At 70.0% G+C, this 19,308-nt stretch carries 16 protein-coding genes; 9 read left to right on the top strand and 7 right to left on the bottom strand.

The annotated features are described in order from the left end of the window. The first annotated feature begins 41 nt into the window (after positions 1 to 41). The gene (locus tag EDF34_RS13830; protein ID WP_148076637.1) at positions 42 to 398 is read left to right on the top strand and encodes a hypothetical protein; all 357 of its coding nucleotides are present in this window, start codon (positions 42 to 44) and stop codon (positions 396 to 398) included. 73 nt (positions 399 to 471) lie between these two features. On the opposite strand, the gene EDF34_RS13825 is transcribed toward EDF34_RS13830, so the two are convergent. Both EDF34_RS13825 and EDF34_RS13820 read right to left on the bottom strand, forming a co-directional pair. Further along, positions 472 to 1,077 carry a type IV toxin-antitoxin system AbiEi family antitoxin domain-containing protein gene (locus tag EDF34_RS13825; RefSeq protein ID WP_123372078.1) on the bottom strand — a complete coding sequence of 202 codons (606 nt, stop codon included), beginning with the start codon at positions 1,075 to 1,077 and terminating at the stop codon, positions 472 to 474. A gap of 99 nt (positions 1,078 to 1,176) precedes the next feature. Further along, the gene (locus tag EDF34_RS13820) at positions 1,177 to 1,443 is read right to left on the bottom strand and encodes a helix-turn-helix domain-containing protein (RefSeq protein WP_199737903.1); all 267 of its coding nucleotides are present in this window, start codon (positions 1,441 to 1,443) and stop codon (positions 1,177 to 1,179) included. A gap of 77 nt (positions 1,444 to 1,520) precedes the next feature. On the opposite strand from EDF34_RS13820, the gene EDF34_RS13815 reads away from it, so the two are divergent. Then, positions 1,521 to 1,712: a hypothetical protein gene (locus EDF34_RS13815; protein ID WP_123372077.1), complete on the top strand. Its 192-nt coding sequence runs from the start codon at positions 1,521 to 1,523 to the stop codon at positions 1,710 to 1,712. Between the two features lie 346 nt (positions 1,713 to 2,058). Here the strand turns inward: EDF34_RS13815 and EDF34_RS13805 are convergent, their stop codons facing one another. From EDF34_RS13805 to EDF34_RS13790, 4 genes are read right to left on the bottom strand one after another with little or no spacing between them, the layout of a single operon-like run. Beyond that, on the bottom strand, positions 2,059 to 3,765 hold the full coding sequence (locus EDF34_RS13805; RefSeq protein WP_123372075.1) for a TniQ family protein: 1,707 nt from the start codon (positions 3,763 to 3,765) through the stop codon (positions 2,059 to 2,061). Further along, on the bottom strand, positions 3,740 to 4,807 hold the full coding sequence (locus tag EDF34_RS13800) for a TniB family NTP-binding protein (protein ID WP_123372074.1): 1,068 nt from the start codon (positions 4,805 to 4,807) through the stop codon (positions 3,740 to 3,742). The genes EDF34_RS13805 and EDF34_RS13800 overlap by 26 nt, the downstream gene beginning before the upstream one ends. Beyond that, complete coding sequence (locus EDF34_RS13795) at positions 4,804 to 6,804, bottom strand: helix-turn-helix domain-containing protein (protein ID WP_233575394.1); 2,001 nt, start codon at positions 6,802 to 6,804, stop codon at positions 4,804 to 4,806. Before EDF34_RS13795 ends, EDF34_RS13800 begins: the two co-directional genes overlap by 4 nt. Then, positions 6,801 to 7,520, bottom strand: coding sequence for a TnsA-like heteromeric transposase endonuclease subunit (locus EDF34_RS13790; protein ID WP_123372073.1), 720 nt, complete (start codon positions 7,518 to 7,520; stop codon positions 6,801 to 6,803). The genes EDF34_RS13795 and EDF34_RS13790 overlap by 4 nt, the downstream gene beginning before the upstream one ends. 286 nt (positions 7,521 to 7,806) lie before the next feature. Between EDF34_RS13790 and dnaK the strand changes: the two genes are divergently transcribed. From dnaK to EDF34_RS13770, 4 genes are all read left to right on the top strand, one after another. After that, positions 7,807 to 9,663, top strand: coding sequence for a molecular chaperone DnaK (gene dnaK, locus EDF34_RS13785; protein WP_123372072.1), 1,857 nt, complete (start codon positions 7,807 to 7,809; stop codon positions 9,661 to 9,663). Continuing rightward, positions 9,660 to 10,211: a nucleotide exchange factor GrpE gene (grpE, locus tag EDF34_RS13780; protein ID WP_123372071.1), complete on the top strand. Its 552-nt coding sequence runs from the start codon at positions 9,660 to 9,662 to the stop codon at positions 10,209 to 10,211. Before dnaK ends, grpE begins: the two co-directional genes overlap by 4 nt. A 64-nt stretch (positions 10,212 to 10,275) precedes the next feature. After that, complete coding sequence (locus EDF34_RS13775; RefSeq protein ID WP_123372070.1) at positions 10,276 to 11,238, top strand: DnaJ C-terminal domain-containing protein; 963 nt, start codon at positions 10,276 to 10,278, stop codon at positions 11,236 to 11,238. Then, entirely contained in the window at positions 11,238 to 11,663 is a 426-nt protein-coding gene (locus tag EDF34_RS13770) for a heat shock protein transcriptional repressor HspR (protein WP_123372069.1), read from the top strand. The genes EDF34_RS13775 and EDF34_RS13770 overlap by 1 nt, the downstream gene beginning before the upstream one ends. Before the next feature lie 6 nt (positions 11,664 to 11,669). On the opposite strand, the gene EDF34_RS13765 is transcribed toward EDF34_RS13770, so the two are convergent. Continuing rightward, positions 11,670 to 12,680 carry a DUF389 domain-containing protein gene (locus EDF34_RS13765; RefSeq protein WP_123372068.1) on the bottom strand — a complete coding sequence of 337 codons (1,011 nt, stop codon included), beginning with the start codon at positions 12,678 to 12,680 and terminating at the stop codon, positions 11,670 to 11,672. Between the two features lie 81 nt (positions 12,681 to 12,761). On the opposite strand from EDF34_RS13765, the gene EDF34_RS13760 reads away from it, so the two are divergent. From EDF34_RS13760 to EDF34_RS13750, 3 genes are all read left to right on the top strand, one after another. Beyond that, positions 12,762 to 13,709 (top strand): 1,4-beta-xylanase, encoded by a 948-nt coding sequence (locus EDF34_RS13760; RefSeq protein WP_123372380.1) that lies wholly within the window; start codon positions 12,762 to 12,764, stop codon positions 13,707 to 13,709. Between the two features lie 312 nt (positions 13,710 to 14,021). Then, entirely contained in the window at positions 14,022 to 15,449 is a 1,428-nt protein-coding gene (locus EDF34_RS17900; protein WP_123372067.1) for a glycosyl hydrolase, read from the top strand. 56 nt (positions 15,450 to 15,505) lie between these two features. Next, on the top strand, positions 15,506 to 19,306 hold the full coding sequence (locus tag EDF34_RS13750) for an Ig-like domain repeat protein (RefSeq protein ID WP_123372066.1): 3,801 nt from the start codon (positions 15,506 to 15,508) through the stop codon (positions 19,304 to 19,306). Positions 19,307 to 19,308: the final 2 nt, after the last annotated feature.

Below are 19,308 nucleotides of genomic sequence, written 5' to 3'. Positions count from 1 at the left end.
GCTCGGCCGCCGGACTGGACGGTGGGTCTAGCGTTGAATGCGTGGAAGTAGTCGAAATCGCCGAACTTGCCCTAGGCGCAGAAGCGGTCGTGCGGCGCGTGCAGATGACGGGCGCTGCGATCTCCGTGACCGTTGATGGCGAGCCCACGGGAGTGGGAGTCGTGCTGCTCCGACAGCAGTCGGTCGTTGCTCCAGAGAGCCCACGCGGGTTGGCGGTAGGCGAGCAGGTGCTCGAGGTGGTGGACGGCCTGCGTCAACTCATCAGTGCCTTCGACGACGTCGGGCCCCAGGACATGACAGACGTCTTCTACGTCCACGCATTCAACGAGTACGACATCGCGGTCCGCGAGCTGTTGCAGGCCGTCGACCGAGGCACCGGTTCGAGCATGTCGATCTGAGGAATGAGCCCCTGAGCCGGCGCACGGATCCTCGGACACGACCGCTCTGCGTCATCGGCCGCGTGATGAGATCTCAGCCGGGGCGCTGGTCTGAGCTCGAAACATGGCCTGCGGTGGCGCCCGGTGCGTTCGAGTCGGCGCGTGGAATCAGCCCGGCGCGCGCAGCGTCGGCGGCTAGGTCACCGAGCAGGCCTGGGTCGGTCCCGATATGGCGCAGGTCGACGATCGTGCGAGCCGCGGTGGTCACCGGCAGGCCTGCGACGAGAGTGACCTCCCGTTCCTCGAGTCGTGCGCGGCGCACACGCAGCCCCACCCGGGTGGACTGAACTCGCCGAGTCAGCAGGAATTCGTGTTCGTCCGCGATGAGGTCGCCGATCCGGTGCAGGCGCGCCGCCGACGCATGGGAAACGACGCCGGTGGACGCCAGATCTGTGAGCCGCTGTTCGACGAGCTCCTTCGGCGAAAGCGACAGCCACGCTGCCCGCAGGTCGAGCAGTTCGTCTCCGCGGACCGCTGGCGACGCATAGATGCCGTGTGCGACGCGGTCGAGGAGGCCCGCGCTCTCCATCCGCGACAACTGCATCCGTGACACTCCGCGATCCACCGCCTGAGCGGTCGTGAGCAGCCCCCACTGGCCTGCGAACAGATCGTTGACAGTGCGTTGATGGGTGGTCAGCATTCTGGAAATGTAACGCCAGATGTTACGTCCGCAGCACCCGGTGCAACCTGGGGCGGTATGCGGGGTCGTCGGGCGCCCGGCAGGCGCTCGGGCTGGCCGCTACGAGTCAGGCGATGGGACGGCGGCGACGAGGTCGCCGACGGTCGTTCCCAGCGGCTCGGCGAGGTCGAACAGCCGCTCGAACAGAACGCCGCGCCGGCCATGTTCCAACTCGATGAGTACGTTCCGGCTCAGCCCGCTCTCGAGCGCGAGAGCCTCCTGAGTGAGGCCCGCCGCGAGCCGGAGCCGCCGGACGTTCGAGCCCACCTGCTGCCGGCTTTGAAACCAGGCTGCGCGCCGTTCGGGTTCGACAGTCTGCGGATCCACTGGCACGCCTGTGATGTCATACGAGTAGGGCACCAATGTCTGCCCCGCTAGTAGGGCATCGGACGTGAGGCGCGGTCATGAGCGATGAACGAGACACCGCTGGTCTGGAGATTGCGATCCATCTGCCAGGTCAGGTGCCGCTCGGCGTGATCCGCCAGTTCGTGCGCGTAGCAGACTTCCTAGAAGCCCCTGACAGTCTCGACGTGGCCTTTCTGGATGTTGACGGCCACGTCACGGGGCTCGGCATCGTTGTCGAGCCTTCGACGTGACGTCGTATGCCGCGCGCCTTCAGAAGGCGATCTCCCAGTCGGGGTAGCCCTCGACGCCGAGTGTGAACTTGAGCGACTCAGACGTGGGGTGGCCGGCGGAGGCGACTCGGTGCGCAGCGCCCGCGAGGACGCGTCTAGCGTTGTCTCCCGCCTCGGAGTACCAGTCGCGGTCCGGCCCTACGAGGGCGACTCTGGCGCCGTCGATTTGCCGCTCCTGCGAGCGGCTGGCCGATGACAGCAGTCGATGCATCGCGTACGAGAGAACGGGATCCGGCGCACCGTATCCAGCCGTCGGCGTCCGTCGTCGCCGGCCCGTGATCGAGCTGGACGGATGGAATGGATTCCTTCATGGCGGCGACCATGCGAGAGGCTCGCGCTCCCCGTGCGGCAGTAGCTGGAAGCCGATTCTGAGGAAGTCGGTGCGGTCAACCCGGGGCGGCAGCGACGGAGTGCTCTGACCCGGAACCAGGAGCGGGCAAAATCGCGGGTGCGAACCGGTGTACGCGACCCACAGGGCTACGGTCGCGCCGGCCTCGCCGCGCTCGTCCAGCGCCACCAACTGCAAGGCTGCCGCCTCGACCGCGGCAGCCCGGACCATTGCCAAGTCGCGCGCCACGGCCACCCTCTTCGAGTAGTTGACCGGCGGCGGATTCGCCTCGAGGCGGGCGAACAACTGCTCGAGGCTGCGGGCCAATCGCTCCTGATCTGGGCGCGACCGGCCGCCCAGGATGGCGGCCACACGATCTGCGAGCCACGCGGGCAGCCCAAGATCAACCGCGATCGCGCGCAGGGGCACGCTAGAACCTACTTTGGACAGGGCCAGCGAGAGCGCGGCTGGGCCGTACGACCCGGCCGCAACGACATGATCGGCGAGCTCGCCGTCCCACAGGACGGGCGGGACCCAGCCGCGGGCGGGCCACGTCCCCTCGGTGAGGCGTCGCCCGCCGGCCCGATGTTCGACCCGCACCGGCGCGCGGGGCCGCTCGGACGCGGTGCGGTACATCAGCTGTTGGGACAGCGACAGGTGCGCGGACAAGGATCCGAGGCGTAGCGACATCAGCAGGGGATTGCGAGGATGGATGTCGTGCTCCTTCGGCCAGATCGGCGTGTGGGAGCCGACGGGGTCGAGCACCCCGTGTCGCGCGGCAAGAGCCTCAACGTGCTCGAGCGAGTCGGCCGTGATGATCTGCGCGGCGACTCCCACGGCAGAGACCAGCTCGCGAGCGGATGTGTCTGGCCACCGGTTTGCTGGCACCTGTTCGTCGATGAGTTCCAAGTACGCGTGTGCGCGCTCTCCTGACGTCGCAGTCCAGTGCATGGCCGTCGCGACATCGCGAGGAGCCTGGGCGCCAGCGTCGAGCGCCTCATGAAGGAGCAGCATTGCGTCGAGCTCCGTCGGGCTTGCGGGCGGCGCGAGAACCGTACGCAGGTCGGTTTCACACCAAGCGCGGCGCGTACGGTGCGCGCGGATGTCCTCGTCGCGCCGCGACGGGCACATCCACATCGAGGAGATTCGCTGCGTCCACGATGAGTGCGTCCCGAACGGCCGCTTGCCGCACGTCGGGCAGGTCTCCACGAGCAGCACTCTGTGCCGTCGGCAGACCAAGGAGAGCGCGCCGGACCACTCGGCACGCCAGTACGGTGTGGGGTCACTCAGGCAACGGGGGCAGAACGACGCACCTTGACGCTTCCGTGTCCTTCGGCCGTATGTTGCCGCCCAACGACGAATTTCGTCGTCTTGCTCGTTCGACAGCGTCGGAGGTTTGCGAGCACGGACGAGGTTCGCGATTGCGGTCGTCACCTGTGCGGTGTTGGCCGGGGACAAGGTGACCGGCCCGCCGTTGGCGAGGTGGAGCAGGGCAGAGGGCGTGACCTGATAGCGAGCCGCGACGCGGGATAGCCACGACTCCGCGAGTTCGCCGTCAAAAGTGGGCACGCTGATCGGCCACTCAGTGATGTCGAATCCGCCAGGGATCTCCCGCAGTGGACGCGCGCGATGCGGCGCGCGTCCACTGCGGCCGCGACGGTCAGCGCCGGCTGGCTGCTCGTTCACCGGCGTTGTCTACGGTGACGGCGGCGAGCACGGTCTCGTCGATCCGCTCGGTCCCGGTCGCGATCGCGATCCAGCACGCCCGGTCGATGATGTTCGTGAGCGAGACGAGGAATCCCTGGGTCCGCCGAAACAGCTCATTGGCAAGCTCCGTCAGCATCCCGGGCCGGGCGTCGGCTAGCACGATGTGCTCCTCGAACGCACGAAGCAAGTAGTTCCACGCCTGGTAGTGGGAATCGCTCGAGATGTCGAATGGGCTGACGGGGCACCGGGTTGCGCGGCGGCTTGTCTGTGCGTAGGTCGACTGGTCGGGGAGCAGCCCTTCGTCGAAGAAGCGTTTGGCCTCCAGCTCCATTCCGACGTAGACGAACGTGACTGGCATCTCGTTCGCCAACCACTTGAGGTGGTTAGAAACCTCCATGCCGTTGCGGTGCTTGAAGTCGATGAAGTGCAACTCATCGATCACGATCATCCGAGTCTGGCAGGAGAGCACGCAGTCGACTGCGAGGCTCCCGAGCGCCGTGGTGCTCGCTCGCTGGGCGCCTGGATGCCCGTAGAACTCCAGAATCTTCGTATTGAGTCCCTTCAGCGTTACACCGGCCGACAGCGGAATGAACGCCACGGGGAGTCGCTGGTGTCCCTCGTCGGTCAACGCGCCTTCGCGCTCATAGATCCGGCGGTGAAAGTCGCGGGCGTACCGGGTCGCGATCGTCGTCTTGCCCACCCCAGCTGGTGAGTCGATGACGACCGAGCCGCGCAGGCGATCGCCATCGCGCCGGGACGAGGCCACGACCTGATCCATGATCGAGTACGAGCGCACGAGCTGCGACGTCCTGATCGTCGGCAGGTTCGCGTTCCACACCGTCCGCGCCTCGTCGTAGTCGGCTCGCTCGACCGGCGATAGCCGCGCCAACGCGCCACGGTCTAGCCGCCTGAGCGGCTCGCGGCCGGCAGCTTGCACGAAGGCGTTCCACCCCGCCTTGCGCGCGAGATGGAACTGCCGCGTTCCGTTGCGAGACAGCCAGTCCGCCCACTCGTTGCTCATTCGTCGAACACCTCGAATCCGTCCACAGGTAGGTGCGCCTCGAAGACGTCCAGGTCATCGGGCGGCGCCGCTCGTTCGACCCGGCGCTCGAGCAGACTGACTACGCCCGGCAGCGACGCGACGTCGCGGGTGGCAGATTCGTCCGCGTCCGGCTGCTGTGAAGCGAGCCTCCTCGCCAGCACGCGCTCGCGACGCGTATTCACCTCGCCGCGCTTCCACGCGGTCAGGAGGTCGTGGACGGCGGCAGCCGGGTCGACGAGCCGGTCCTCGACCGCGGCAAGTCGCCGGGCGTAGTCAACGGCCTCGGAGCTGAACGGAGCGCCGAGACCGGCGGCGTGCTCCCAGGTCAACTCGTGCCACGATCCGTCGACAGGATCCCGGAACCAGGCAGTGCGGACGTCGTGCGTGTCGACGTGGATCGGCCACTTGCCGCCGTGAGCGCCGCCATAGCTCGATGTTGTCAGCCGGTAGGGGTTCAACCCCGGACCGTCGTAACGCAGCCCGCGGACTTCGACGCCGTAGTGGTTGAGCCGCCTCCATTCGACATCGAGGAACTCAAAGGAGAGGTCGGGGTTGAGCGGAAAGGTGACGCTTCCGGTGCGGGCGAGTCCCAGTTCGAACATCTGCACCGGTGTGAACCTCGCCCGAGGCACTTCTGGGAGCGCGAGGCCGTCGTGCTCGCTGTGGTGGTACACGGTGGCGACCCACTCGCGGATGATCTGCTCGAGCTCGGAGACGTAGTAGAACGCTCCGCTCTCGACGTCCTTGCCTCGCGAATAGACGTCGGGTCCCTTGTACCCAGTCAGGTGCTGCAGCAGAGACTGTCGCAAGGTCTTGAAGAATCTCTCCACCGTCGGCTTGTCCGTTGGTTTGCCGGGGGTCGCTGGCTGAACGCAGATCCCGAGTCGAGCGCAAGCGCCGATCACGTGCGCGGACATGTACTGCTTGCCGTGGTCAACAACGATCGTCTCGGGAAGCACGGCCGGTCTGCCGCCGATACGTTCCTGGTGCACACCGTCCGGCACTTCGGTTCCAACTAGGACATTCGTCGGCACGCCGTGGTACGGCCATTCCGTGCCCGCGGCTTCCTGGGGGCGGACGCACTGGAACAGCACGTTCGCCACATCGGCGGCCTTCGATGACACGGGCGTCAAACGCAGTCCCAAGATGCATCGCGAGAAGAGGTCCATCGCCACCGTCAGCTTCACCGCTACCCAGCGGCACGTCACTGGCTCCATGGCGAACACGTCGAGGTCGTTGGTGTCGAGGACGACGTATTGACCAGGCCGATCGGCACGCAGCCGTCCCAGAACGCCCTCGGGTCGCTCGGCTACTGATCGCCGTGACTTGGCCGACCCGAACGTGTGCCGGCCCTTGTCAAGCACTGCGAGTCGTCGATAGGCGCTCGCGCGATGCGGCAGCGCGACGTCGGTCCCGTGCACCGCGACGACCTGCCGATTGACCTCATCAATGACCGCGGCCCGCGTAGGTGTCGAGGAGTACGTGTGGCTGCGCAGCGCGGCGAGGCAGGCCTCATCCCATCGGGGGTCGATCTTCGGTTCTCGCCTCTCCAGCGCGCGACTGTCGATGAGACCGGCGAGACCTGCGCGCCGGTACGACGCCACCCACCGGCGCACCGTCCTGACATCGACGCCAAGTGCAGTCGCCGTCGACTCCATCCGGCGTCCCCACTGGCCGTCGCCGTCCAGTAGCTGAGCGATCGCCCTCCCGTGAGCCTCGAGGACTTCCCGAGCTCCCGGCGTCAGCGCGGACAGTGCGACAGAGCCCAATTCGCTTAGATCGGAGTTGAGTTCGTCGACCGAATCGTGGAGTGAGCTCAGACCATCAGCGAGGCGGGTGAGAGAGACGCGTTGGAATCGGCTGCCGCGCCTGATGACGACGCCGTCGATGTCAACCGAGTCGACCTGCCAGGCTTCGCCCTGCCACCACGCCTGGGCCCCGACGCTTACGTCGACCGTGCCGACCTGGCTCATCATGACGCCGCCACCACGGTCGCTGCGTCGATGGGTTCGGCCATGTTGCACTTCAGCAGGCCGATCCACAGCGCGGCGAGGATCACGAGCCGCGCACCTTGAACACTCTGCCGAGCCAGGCGTTGCTCGATCTCCGCGATCGTTGACCCGGGAGCCTGGCACAGTTGAACTGCCGCCTCGATGTCGACGTCTCGGACCATGCCTGGCCGGCGTGCCGCTGCCAGCAATCGCACGTTCCGGAGCGTGACCTGCGGAGCCTCTACCCAGACTTCGTAGCCCCAGCCACGATCGCGAATGACCGATCCGGTCCACGCGAGAGCCTCCTTCGCTCCGCGCTTTTCGAGCAGTGCCGGGGCCTTGACGTCGACGACGCGCACGCCCTCGGCTGAGTCGAGGCAAAGGAAGTCTGGGTAGCGGGTTCGAGCTCGGCCGTTGTCGTCGCCAATCAGCAGCATCGGCTGCGCCGCGATACGCGTCACGTGCGGATCGAAGTCGGCGAGCCAGAGCCAGGCAAGCTCGAGCAGACTCTCGTAGACGATGTGCCCCAGGTTCGTCGACGACCAGAAGAGTCCGGGGTAGTTGCGCTGACCGCGGTAGTACGGCGGGATGCGCTTCGGCATGCTCCATGCCAGCGCTACCGCGTCCGCGTCGCAGAGGGGAACCTGCACCTCGCCGCCGTCAGCGGTGAAGAAAAGGACCTCCGGAGCCTCTGAGCCCATGCGCTGAGCATCCTCCGCGGACACCGTAAAGCGACGAACGGACACGCGCCGGACACGGTAACGCGAATCGGACAACTCCAACGCGAACCTACACCCTTCGACCCGCTCGGCCTGAGCCCAATCGGGAACATTCGGCCCTCAGCGAAGGTTGAGCCAGACAGACTCAAGTTTGCGCCGCAGGGCTTGCATCGAGATCGAAGCGGATGCAAGGTTGAGCGCAGCGGACTCAAGAGCGGCCCGCCTAGCGGGCCAGACCCAGCAGCAGAGATCGAAAGAAGGCACACACATGGCACGAGCAGTCGGGATCGACCTGGGCACCACCAACTCCGTGGTCGCCGTCCTCGAGGGTGGCGAGCCCACCGTCATCGCCAACGCCGAGGGGTCGCGCACGACGCCGTCGGTGGTCGCGTTCTCCAAGACCGGCGAGGTCCTGGTCGGCGAGATCGCCAAGCGCCAGGCCGTCACCAACGTCGACCGCACGATCGCGTCCGTCAAGCGCCACATGGGCACGGACTGGTCGCAGTCGATCGACGACAAGAAGTACACCGCGCAGGAGATCAGCGCGCGGGTGCTGTCCAAGCTCAAGCGTGACGCCGAGGCCTACCTGGGCGAGCCCGTCACCGAGGCCGTCATCACCGTCCCGGCGTACTTCAACGACGCCGAGCGTCAGGCGACCAAGGACGCGGGCGCCATCGCGGGCCTCAACGTCCTGCGCATCATCAACGAGCCCACCGCCGCCGCCCTCGCCTACGGGCTCGAGCGCGGCAAGGAGGACGAGCTCATCCTCGTCTTCGACCTCGGTGGCGGCACGTTCGACGTCTCCCTGCTCGAGGTGGGCAAGGATGACGACGGCTTCTCGACGATCGAGGTCCGCGCGACCTCGGGCGACAACCGCCTCGGCGGCGACGACTGGGACAACCGCATCGTCGAGCACCTGACCGCCGAGGTGAAGAACACCACGGGCGTCGACCTGTCCAAGGACAAGATCGCCGTGCAGCGTCTGCGTGAGGCGGCCGAGCAGGCCAAGAAGGAGCTCTCGTCCGCGACGAGCACCAACATCTCCCTGCAGTACCTGTCGATGAGCGAGAACGGCCCGGTCCACCTGGACACCAAGCTCACGCGTGCGCAGTTCCAGCAGCTGACGCAGGACCTGATCGACCGCACCAAGGCGCCGTTCAACGCCGTGATCCGCGACGCGGGCATCAAGCTCGCCGACATCGACCACGTCGTGCTCGTCGGCGGCTCCACCCGCATGCCCGCCGTGACCGAGGTCGTCACCGAGCTCACCGGTGGCCGCGAGCCCAACAAGGGCGTCAACCCGGACGAGGTCGTCGCCGTCGGTGCCGCGCTGCAGGCCGGCGTCATGAAGGGCGACCGCAAGGACGTCCTGCTCATCGACGTCACCCCCCTGAGCCTCGGCATCGAGACCAAGGGCGGCGTGATGACCAAGCTCATCGAGCGCAACACGGCCATCCCGACCAAGCGCTCGGAGATCTTCTCCACCGCCGAGGACAACCAGCCCTCCGTGCTGATCCAGGTGTTCCAGGGCGAGCGTGAGTTCGCGCGGGACAACAAGCCGCTCGGCACGTTCGAGCTGACCGGCATCGCGCCGGCTCCGCGCGGGCTGCCGCAGGTCGAGGTCACCTTCGACATCGACGCGAACGGCATCGTGCACGTGTCCGCCAAGGATCGCGGCACGGGCAAGGAGCAGTCGATGACGATCACCGGCGGTTCAGCCCTCCCCAAGGAGGACATCGAGCGCATGGTCAAGGAGGCCGAGGAGCACGCGGCCGAGGACAAGGCGCGCCGCGAGGACGCCGACGCCCGCAACTCCGCCGAGCAGCTCGTCTACTCGACCGAGAAGCTGCTCGTCGACAACGCGGACAAGCTGCCCGAGGACGTCAAGACCGAGGTCCAGGCCGCGGTCGGCGAGCTCAAGGTCGCCCTCGAGGGAACGGACGCGGACGAGGTCAAGGCCAAGACGGCCAACCTCTCGACGGTCGCGCAGAAGATCGGCGAGGCGATCTACGCCAACCAGGGCTCGGCCGACGAGGCCCCGTCCGACGAGGCTCCGGCCGACTCCGCCCCGGACGAGGACGTCGTCGACGCCGAGATCGTGGACGACGAGGACGACAAGAAGTGACGGCCGAGACCCCCGACGACCGGACTCCCGAGGACGAGGTCCTCGCCGAGGCTGAGTCGGTCGCGGCCGACGCCGAGGAGGCGATCGTGCTCGAGGGCCTCATCGAGGCCCAGAAGCTCGCCGCCGAGCGGCTCGAGGAGGTGCAGCGCGCCAACGCGGCGCACTACAACCTCGAGCAGCAGTACTCGGCCTACGTGAAGCGCTCGAAGGCGGACGCGCTCGCCGCGCAGGAGCGCGGCGTCGCGAACGTCGTCGAGGCTCTCATCCCGGTGCTCGACGACATCGAGCTGGCTCGCCAGCACGGTGACCTCACCGGACCGTTCGCGTCGATCGCCGACAAGCTCGAGGCGACGCTCGGTCGGTTCGGCGTGCAGCGCTACGGCGCTGTCGGTGAGGCGTTCGACCCGGCGGTGCACGAGGCGCTCATGCACTCGCACTCCGCCGAGGTCACCGAGCCGACCGTGCAGCTCGTGCTGCAGCCGGGCTACCGCACGGCCGACCGCGTCATCCGCGCGGCACGCGTGGCGGTCGTCGACCCCGAGGCGTGACCCCCGCGACGCCGCGCCCGAGACCCGGGCGCGGCGTCGCACCACAGACACACAAGGAGGCTCGGTGACTGGGCAGGACTGGATCGAGAAGGACTTCTACCGCGTCCTCGGCGTGGCCAAGGACGCCGACGCGGCGACCATCAAGAAGGCCTATCGCAAGCTCGCCCGCACCAAGCACCCCGACCACAACCCCGGCGACGCGAAGGCGGAGGCGGAGTTCAAGGAGGTCGGCGAGGCCTATGCGGTCCTGTCCGACCCCGCCCAGCGCCAGCAGTACGACCAGCTGCGCGCGATGACCGGCGGCGCCCGCTTCCAGGCCGGTGGCCGCGGCGGCGGCACGGCCGGGTTCGAGGACATGTTCGGCAACATGTTCGGCGGCGGTGCCGCAGGCGGTGCCCGCGCCCGCTCGGCCGGCGGCGCGGGCGGCTTCGAGGACCTCCTCAGCGGCATGTTCGGCAGCGGGGCCGGCGGCTTCCAGCGCGGGCCGCAGCCCGGGGCGGACCTGTCCGCGTCGGTGACGCTGCCCTTCCGCGAGGTCGCGGAGGGCGCCACCGTCTCGCTGTCGGTCGACGGCCGCACGGTCAACGCGCGCATCCCGGCAGGTGTCCGCGACGGCCAGAAGATCCGGCTGCGCGGCAAGGGCCGCCCCGGCGACGCGGGAGCCCCGGCGGGCGACCTCGTCGTGACGGTCAAGGTCACGCCGCACCCCGTCTTCACCGCCGACGGCACCAACCTGCGCCTCACGGTCCCGGTCGCCTTCGACGAGGCCGCGCTCGGCGCGACGATCGAGGTCCCCACGCTCGACGGCACGCCCGTGCGGGTCAAGGTCCCCGAGGGCACCCCCTCCGGTCGGGTGCTGCGCGTCAAGGGCCGCGGCATCGGCGGCAAGGGCGACCTGCTGGTGACCGTGCAGGTCGTCGTCCCCCAGCGCCTGAGCGGCGCCGCGCGCGAGGCCGTGCAGGCGTTCGGCATCGCGACCTCGGGCGACGACGTCCGCGCCGGGCTCATGGACCAAGCCAGGCAGTAATGGCCGACGACACCCCGCTCTACGTCATCTCGGTGGCCGCCGAGCTGGCCGGCATGCACCCGCAGACCCTGCGGCAGTACGACCGCCTGGGGCTGGTGTCCCCGTCCCGCACGGCCGGCCGCGGACGGCGCTACTCGCTGCGCGACATCGCCACCCTGCGCGAGGTCCAGCGCCTCTCGCAGGACGACGGCGTCAACCTCGCGGGCATCAAGCGCATCCTCGAGCTCGAGTCCGAGGTGGACCGGCTGCGCCACCAGGTCGACTACCTGCGTGCCTTCGTCGACGCGGGCCGACGAGTCTTCACGGCCGACCCGCGAGGCGACGTCGTCGCCACCCGCCGCGTCGCCCGCCAGCCCCGCCCGACCCAGGCGCCGAGGGCGATCACCCAGGCGGGCTCGGTCGTCCTTTGGCGGCCCTCGCGCTGACGATCGTCAGTCGCCGACGACGCCGATGCGCAGCCGCTCACCCAGCGACGTGTCGACCAGGACCGTCACGCCGGACGGCACCTGGCCCTCGAGCGAGTCGAGCAGGTCCTGCGTCGGCGGCAGGTCCGTCGGGGCCCGCACCTCGATGAGCACCCGGTCGCCCTGGACCTGCACGCCGAGGACCTCCGCGCCGGGCACGGGCTCGACCCACGCGTCGGCCGCGGCCTCCACGCGTTGGGTCATGACCGCCAGCACGTAGTTCGCCACGGTGTTGAGCACCAGCGGCAACGCGACGAGCACGAACACCACCGCGATCGACAGGTACGTCCGCCGCCGCGGGCCCGAGGCCTCGGCCGCCGCCTCCGCCGTGTACCCCGTCGCGGCGTACACGAGCGTTCCCGCGAGGACCAGGGCGAGCAGGTTGGACAGGAACAGCACCAGCGCGCCGAGCCCGAGCGCGATCGCGCCCTGCCCGAAGCAGATGCCGACGACGGCGAGCGGCGGGACCAGCGAGATCGCGATCGCGACCCCGGGCAGGACCGCGGCGACGTCCCGGCGAGCGAGAGCGATCGCGCCGGCGAACCCGGTGGCGATCGCGGCGGCGAGGTCCAGGAGCCCGGGGGACGTGCGGCCGGAGATCTGGCTGTTCGCGAGCAGGTTGACGGTGCTGGGCACGACCAGGGAGAACAGCACCCCGATCCCGATGACCGTCAGCGCCCCGAGCGTGACGAACCGTGCCGCACCGAGGATCGCCGTCCGGCTGCCCTTGGCCAGGCCGAGCGCGATGCCCATGATCGGCGTCGAGAGCGGCGCGATGATCATGGCGCCGATGACCGTCGCGGTGGAGTCGGACAGCACGCCGGCGCTCGCGATCACCGCGGAGAGCGCGAGCATCACCCAGAAGGCCGACCGCTTCGACTGCACGTCCCCGGCCGACAGGTCGAGGTCGTCGGTCAGCTCGTCGAGCGTGCGGCGCTGACGGTCCGGCAGGACCGCCTGCAGCGGGTTCTTCGCCATGCCTGGACCCTGGCACCCTGACGCGGCGCACGGGTGGCGCCACGCGCACGGCTACCGTGGATGTCGACGAAGGAGGTCTCGATGGCGAGGCAGGTGGACGGCTGGGACGCACCGGTGTGCGGGATGACCTGGGGCTGGACCGGTGTGCGGGGGACCTGGCTCACGCCCGATGCGCAGCACTCGATGGACGAGATGGCGGCGCTCGGCACCAACTGGGTGACCCTCGCGTACGGCGCGCTCCAGGCGACGGCGCAGTCGACGACGATCGCGTTCGCCGACGAGCCGACCGTCACCGACGACGAGATCCGCGGCGCCGTCGCCCGGGCCCGCCGTCTCGACCTCAAGGTCTGCCTCAAGCCGGTGGTCAACGTCGCGGACGGCACCTGGCGCGCGTACATCGGCTTCTTCGACTGGGACGTGCCGGGCGAGCCGAGCTGGGCGCAGTGGTTCGACGCCTACCGCGAGTTCATCGTCCACCACGCCCGGCTCGCGGCCGAGCTGCAGGTGGAGATGTTCTGCGTCGGCTGCGAGATGGTCCGCGCCGACCCCCAGGAGGCGCACTGGCGCGAGCTGATCGCGGACGTGCGCGAGGTCTACGACGGGCTGGTCACCTACAACTGCGACAAGTACCAGGAGGACCACGTCACCTGGTGGGACGCCGTCGACGTCATCTCGGCCAGCGGCTACTACCCGACGGGCACCTGGCCCGAGCAGCTCGACCGCATCGGTGCGGTCGTCGAGCGCGAGGGCAAGCCGTTCCTGTTCATCGAGGCGGGCTGCCCGAGCCGCGAGGGGTCGCCGGAGCGGCCGAACGACTGGACCCTCGTCGGCCCACCGAGCGAGCAGGCGCAGGCCGCCTACCTCGACGAGATGCTCACGGCCTGCGCGGAACGCCCTTGGGTGGGCGGCTTCATGCTCTGGGACTGGCCGGCCACGCTGTACTCGTCGGCCGACGCGGCGAGCAACGACGACTACTGCATGTACGCCAAGGCCGGCGCGGCCGTCGTCCGCCGCCATTTCACGTCCTGACCCCTCCGCCGAGACCGACCCGCGCGGGTGAGACCGACCCTCCCGGAGGCTCGGTCTCGCGCCGGAGGGTCGGGCTCGGCGGAGGGCTCGGCTGGGCGGAGAGGGCTCGCGGGCTTGGCTCGGTGACTGTAGCGCTGCAGTAGTCCGCGCCCCCCGGTGTGCCGGCGGCGACGCGGGGCCCATCAATGTGCGTCCGTTTCGCCCGATCTCTTGACCGCTGACGCCTTAAGCGCTTTAGTTAGCCGCGGCCCCCAGCGTCGCTCGGCGCGCTGGCCGCGTCCGCACGGGCCGTCGGAACAAAGGAGTTTCGAGATGTCCTCCAGCAAGGTCGCGCGCATCGGCGCGCTCGTCGCCGCAGCACTGCTCGGCACCACCGCGGTGCTCGCCGGACCCGCCCAGGCGTTCACCGCCTCGAGCAAGCAGCAGGTGCTCAGCTACCTCTCCTCGATCACCGGCGCCTCGATCGTCGCGGGTCAGCACAACAAGGAACCCGCGTCGAATCCCGGGCAGTACAGCCAGGTCGTCAAGAACGTCACGGGGCAGTGGCCGGGGCTGTGGGGCGGCGACCTGATGTTCAACGCGGCCGACGTCGCGAACCGGCAGCGCGTGATCGACCAGGCCAAGACCGAGTGGACCAACGGGTCGCTCGTCGCCCTGACGTGGCACGTCTGCCCGCCGACCCAGGGCTCGTCCTGCTCGTTCGACGGCGGTGTGAAGTCGCGCATCACGAACTCGCAGTTCGACCAGGTGATCGCTGACGGCACGTCGCTGAACACCGCGTGGAAGCGCCGGCTCGACGAGGCGGTCCCCTACCTGCAGCAGCTCAAGGACGCCGGGGTGCCCGTGCTGTTCCGACCGCTGCACGAGATGAACGAGACGTGGAACTGGTGGGGCGGGTACGGCGCCAAGAGCGCGCGGCTCTACCAGATCACGCACGACTACCTGGTCGCCAAGGGGCTGACCAACCTCATCTGGGTCTGGAACGTCCAGGACAACCCCGCGGGCGGGTGGTCGTCGTACTACCCGGGCAGTTCCTACGTCGACGTCGTCAGCCTCGACGCTTGGTACAAGAGCTATCCGAGCGCGGGCGACTACCAGCAGATCCAGTCGATCGCCGGCTCGAAGCCCATCGCGATCGCCGAGATGGGCAAGGTGCCCGATGCGGCGCTGCTGAGCAGCCAGCCGCGCTGGTCGTACTTCATGATCTGGTCCGAGCAGCTGCAGGGCAGCAACACGAACGCGCAGATCCAGGCGACGTACTTCAACTCGCGCGTGCTCTCGCAGGGCGAGATCTCCCTGCCGGGCGGCGGCGGAGGGGGCGGCGGCACGACGGCGCGCACCGGTGCGATCACCGGCCTCGGCGGCAAGTGCGTCGACGTCCAGGCCTCCGGAACGGCCGACGGGACCGCCGTGCAGCTCTACACCTGCGCGACGGGCGTCGCGCAGACCTGGACGGTCAACGCCCCGGCGGGCACCGGCACCGTGGTGAACCCCAGCTCCGGCAAGTGCCTCGACGTCACCGGTCAGGGCACGGCCGACGGCACGAAGGTGCAGCTCTGGACCTGCAACGGCTCGGGCGCGCAGCAGTGGACGTACTCCGGCTCCGCGGGCACCTTCCGCAACCCGGCGTCCGGCAAGTGCCTCGACGTCACCGGCCAGAGCAGTGCCGACGGCACCCGCCTGCAGATCTGGACGTGCACCGGGCAGAGCAACCAGCGCTGGACCCTGCCGGCCGCCTGAGGCGCCGACGACGCAGTGAACCCGACAGTCATCGACGCAAAGGAGCGCCGCGCACCATGCAGCCCACCATCCATCGCCCCCACCGCCGGAGGACCGGCGGCCTGCTCGCCGCGCTCGTCGTCGGGGCGGTCGTCGTGACGGGCGTCCCGGTGCCCGCCGTCGCCGCCGCGCCGCAGGACGCGGGCCTCGGCCCGTCCCTCAACCACGGCTTCGTCACCCGCGACGGATCGCAGCTCGAGCTGGGCGGCGAGCCGTTCCGGTTCGGCGGCACCAACGCCTACTGGCTCGGGGTCGACGAGAACGTGCCGGCCGGCGTCGTCGACTACCCGACGTACTTCCGCATCCGGGACGCGATCGACACCGCGGCCGCGATGGGGACGACCGTGATCCGGTCCCACATGCTCGCCTCGACCGGCAACGACCTGTCGATCCTGCCCTCGAAGGACGCGGGCTTCTCCGAGGGCGCGTTCGACACCGTGGACTACGCGATCGCGTACGCGGCGACCAAGGGCATCCGCCTGATCCTGCCGCTCACCGACAACTGGGCGTACTACCACGGCGGTCTGCGGGACTTCGCGCGCACGTACGGGCTGTGTGCGGACCCCAGCGCCGACTGCCCGCAGTTCTACTCCGACCCGCGGGTGATCGCCGACTTCCAGGACTACGTGGCCACGATGCTCAACCACGTCAACCGGTACACGGGCGTCGCCCTCAAGGACGACCCGACGGTGATGGCGTGGGAGCTCGGCAACGAGCTCGAGGGCATGACGCCCACCTGGATCGCCACGATCTCGGCGCAGCTGCGCGCGGGCGCTCCCGAGCAGCTCGTCGCGGCGGGACGCCGGTTCGACATCGACCCGGACACGCTGGCGGCCGACGTGGACATCGTCGACGTCCACTACTACCCGCCGACGGTCGCCAAGGTCAGCGCCGACGCGAAGACCGTGACCGACGCGGGCAAGGCGTACATCGCGGGGGAGTACGACTCGAACTCCGCGTCGGCCGTGCTGCCCGGCCTGGTCGACAACCCCGACGTCACCGGCATGCTCTCGTGGTCGCTGTTCCCGCACGACGACACCAGCGGGTTCGTCCAGCACCTCGACGGGTTCCAGATCCACTACCCCGGCGACGACCCGGGCATGAAGGAAGACGTCGCCGCCCAGCGCGCGTACGCCGCGGCGCTGGGTTCGCCGGGCGACGACTCCGTGACCCGGCCCCCGCTGATCACCTCGGTGACCGACGACTACGGCCTGCACCGGCTGGCCTGGCGCGGCGCGACCGGCGCGGTCGGGTACGACGTGCAGGTCGAGGCTGTCGACGGCTGGACCACCCTGACCGACGAGCCCGTCGGCGACGCCCCGTGGCTCGACACCGAGACCCGTGGCGCGGCGACCTACCGCGTCGTGCCGATCCGCGCCGACGGCAGCCGCGGCCCGGCCTCGGCGCCCCTGCGCGTGGGTGCCGGCGAGCAGGTGGGCGTGGACGCGCTCGGCTCGCTGACCCCGGCCGTCGCGCACTCCGGCGTGGACGTCAGCCCGGCGGGGGAGGAGACGGTCGTCGCCCCGACCGGCGACGACGGCGGCTCGGTGACGTGGTCCGCTCCCGGGCTGGCCGAGGCGCGCCTGACGGTGCTCTCCGCCGAGCGTCCCCGGCTCGCGCTCGCGGCCGGGTCCGGCTCGAGCTGGACCGACCTCGCGGCCGACGTCTCCCCGGCGGGTGACGGCCGATGGACCGTGACCGCGTCCGGGACGGGCGCGGAGCAGCTGCGCGTCACGTGGCCCGCAGGCTCCACCGACGGCCTGACCCGGGTCGAGCTGCGCTCGGCGCCGCAGGAGGCCGTCCTCGTCGACCCGCTCGACGACCTGGACCGCACCAGCGCCGCGAACGCAGTCGCGATCGACACCGGCGACGGACCCTTGTTCGGCGGCGACACGGGCCGGGCCAAGCGCACCGCCCCCGGTTCGGCGAGCCTCGAGTGGACCATCGGCGACGACGTCGCCCCCGATGGCGTGACCGGCTTCGAGGCCTCCGCGTACTACTGGCCCGACCAGAGCGCGGAGACCCTGGCCTTCTCGGTCTCCGAGGACGGCACGACGTGGCGCCCGCTCACCCCTGACGTCGCGACGACGCCGGGCGTGGTCGGCGGTGCGTGGCGCAAGGACGTCGTCACCGCCCGGGCCCTCACCGGCGTCCGGCACGTGCGGGTCGAGTGGCCGCAGGGCAGCACACCCGAGTGGGCGCAGCAGCTCGGCGAGATCCGCTTCCTGGCCACCGGCTCGGGCGGCGGTGCGCCGAGCGGCGTCACCACGACGACGCCGGCCGACGGCACCGACGGCGTGCGCGGGGTGCCGACGTTCACCTGGACCGCCTCGCGGGCCGCGCTCTACCGCGTCGTGCTCTCCGCGCACGCCGACCTGTCCGACCCGGTCGCCAGCACCAGCACGGCGAGCACCTCGTGGGTCCCCGAGGTCGCGCTCGACGAGTCGACCACGTACTACTGGCACGTCACCGCGCTCAACGGTGCCGGCCAGACCTCGTCGGACACGGCCGCCTTCGCCACGGCGACCCGCCCGACGGCCCCGAAGGTCGTCGACGACTACGAGTCGTACGCGACCGACGCGGACGTGTCCAAGGCGTACGTGCGCAACACGGGAGGCGGCACCATCGCGCCGACGCTCGTGGCCTCCGGTGCGAGCGGGCAGGCGATGAGCCTCGCGTTCGACCTGGGCAGCCCCGGGTACGCCGGTGTGACCCGCACGTTCGCGGAGCCGCAGGACTGGTGGGGCTACGACGGCCTGTCGATGTGGCTGGACCGCACTGCTCTCGAGGCGGACCAGAAGATCTCGGTCCAGCTCGTCGCGGGCGGCTCCTACTGGGAGGCGACCCTGCCCCAGACCGGGCCGCATGCCCCCGGCGTCGTCACGGTGCCGTTCGCCGACTTCGCACCTCCGGCGTGGGCCGGGGACAGCGGTCCCCTGGACCTCACCCGCGTCACCCAGCTGTCGTTCTACCTGGGCGGCGCGGGGACCGGGACGCTCCTCGTCGACGACGTCCGTGCCGTCCGCACGGACACCGCGGCTCCGTCCCTCACGCTGACGACGACTCCCGACCAGCCCGGGTCGGGCTGGTTCACCGGGGCCGTCGACGTCGTGGCGTCCGCGAAGGATGCCGTCGACGCGCACCCGGCGGTCGAGCTGCAGGTGGGCGACGGTGCGTGGAAGGCAGCCACCGAGGTGCGGGTGACCGCGCAGGGCTCCACGGTGGTCCGTGCCCGGGCCACCGACGAGGCCGGCAACACCTCGGATGTCGTCGACCGCACGGTGCGGATCGACTCGGTCGCACCCGCGGTCGCGGCCTCGCTGAAGGGTCGCGTGGTGACCTTCGCGGCGACGGACGCCTCGTCCGGGGTCGCCAAGGTCCAGTACCGCTTCGCCGGCGGCGACTGGCTGACCGCCGAGGGCTCCGTCCGCGTCCCGACCGACGTCGCGTCGCTGCAGTACCGGGCGGTCGACGTCGCGGGCAACGCCTCGGCGGTCGCGAGCCTCGCGACCCACGGCTCGGCCCGGGCGGTGGTCCTCGCGCTCGGCCTGCCGCCGATCGTGCGGGCCGGCGCTCCGGCGCAGGTACTGGTGCAGGTTCTCGGCACCCGCGGTCCGGCATCGGGCGCGGTCACCGTCACCGACGCCGCCGGCACGGTCGTCGGCTCGGCGGACCTCACGCACGGCCGGGCGACGATCCGGCTCACCGCGCCGACGTCGGCGGGCACCCACCGCTTCGTCGTGCGCTACACCGGCGACGCGACCTACGCGCCGTCGACAGGTCAGGCACTGCTCTACGTGATCGGAGGCAAGCGATGAGG

The organism is Cellulomonas sp. PhB150 (assembly GCF_003755175.1).
Classification (GTDB): Bacteria; Actinomycetota; Actinomycetes; order Actinomycetales; family Cellulomonadaceae; genus Cellulomonas.
Note: the sequence above shows the minus strand (reverse complement) of the source record. Positions and strands in the feature narration are given on the sequence as shown.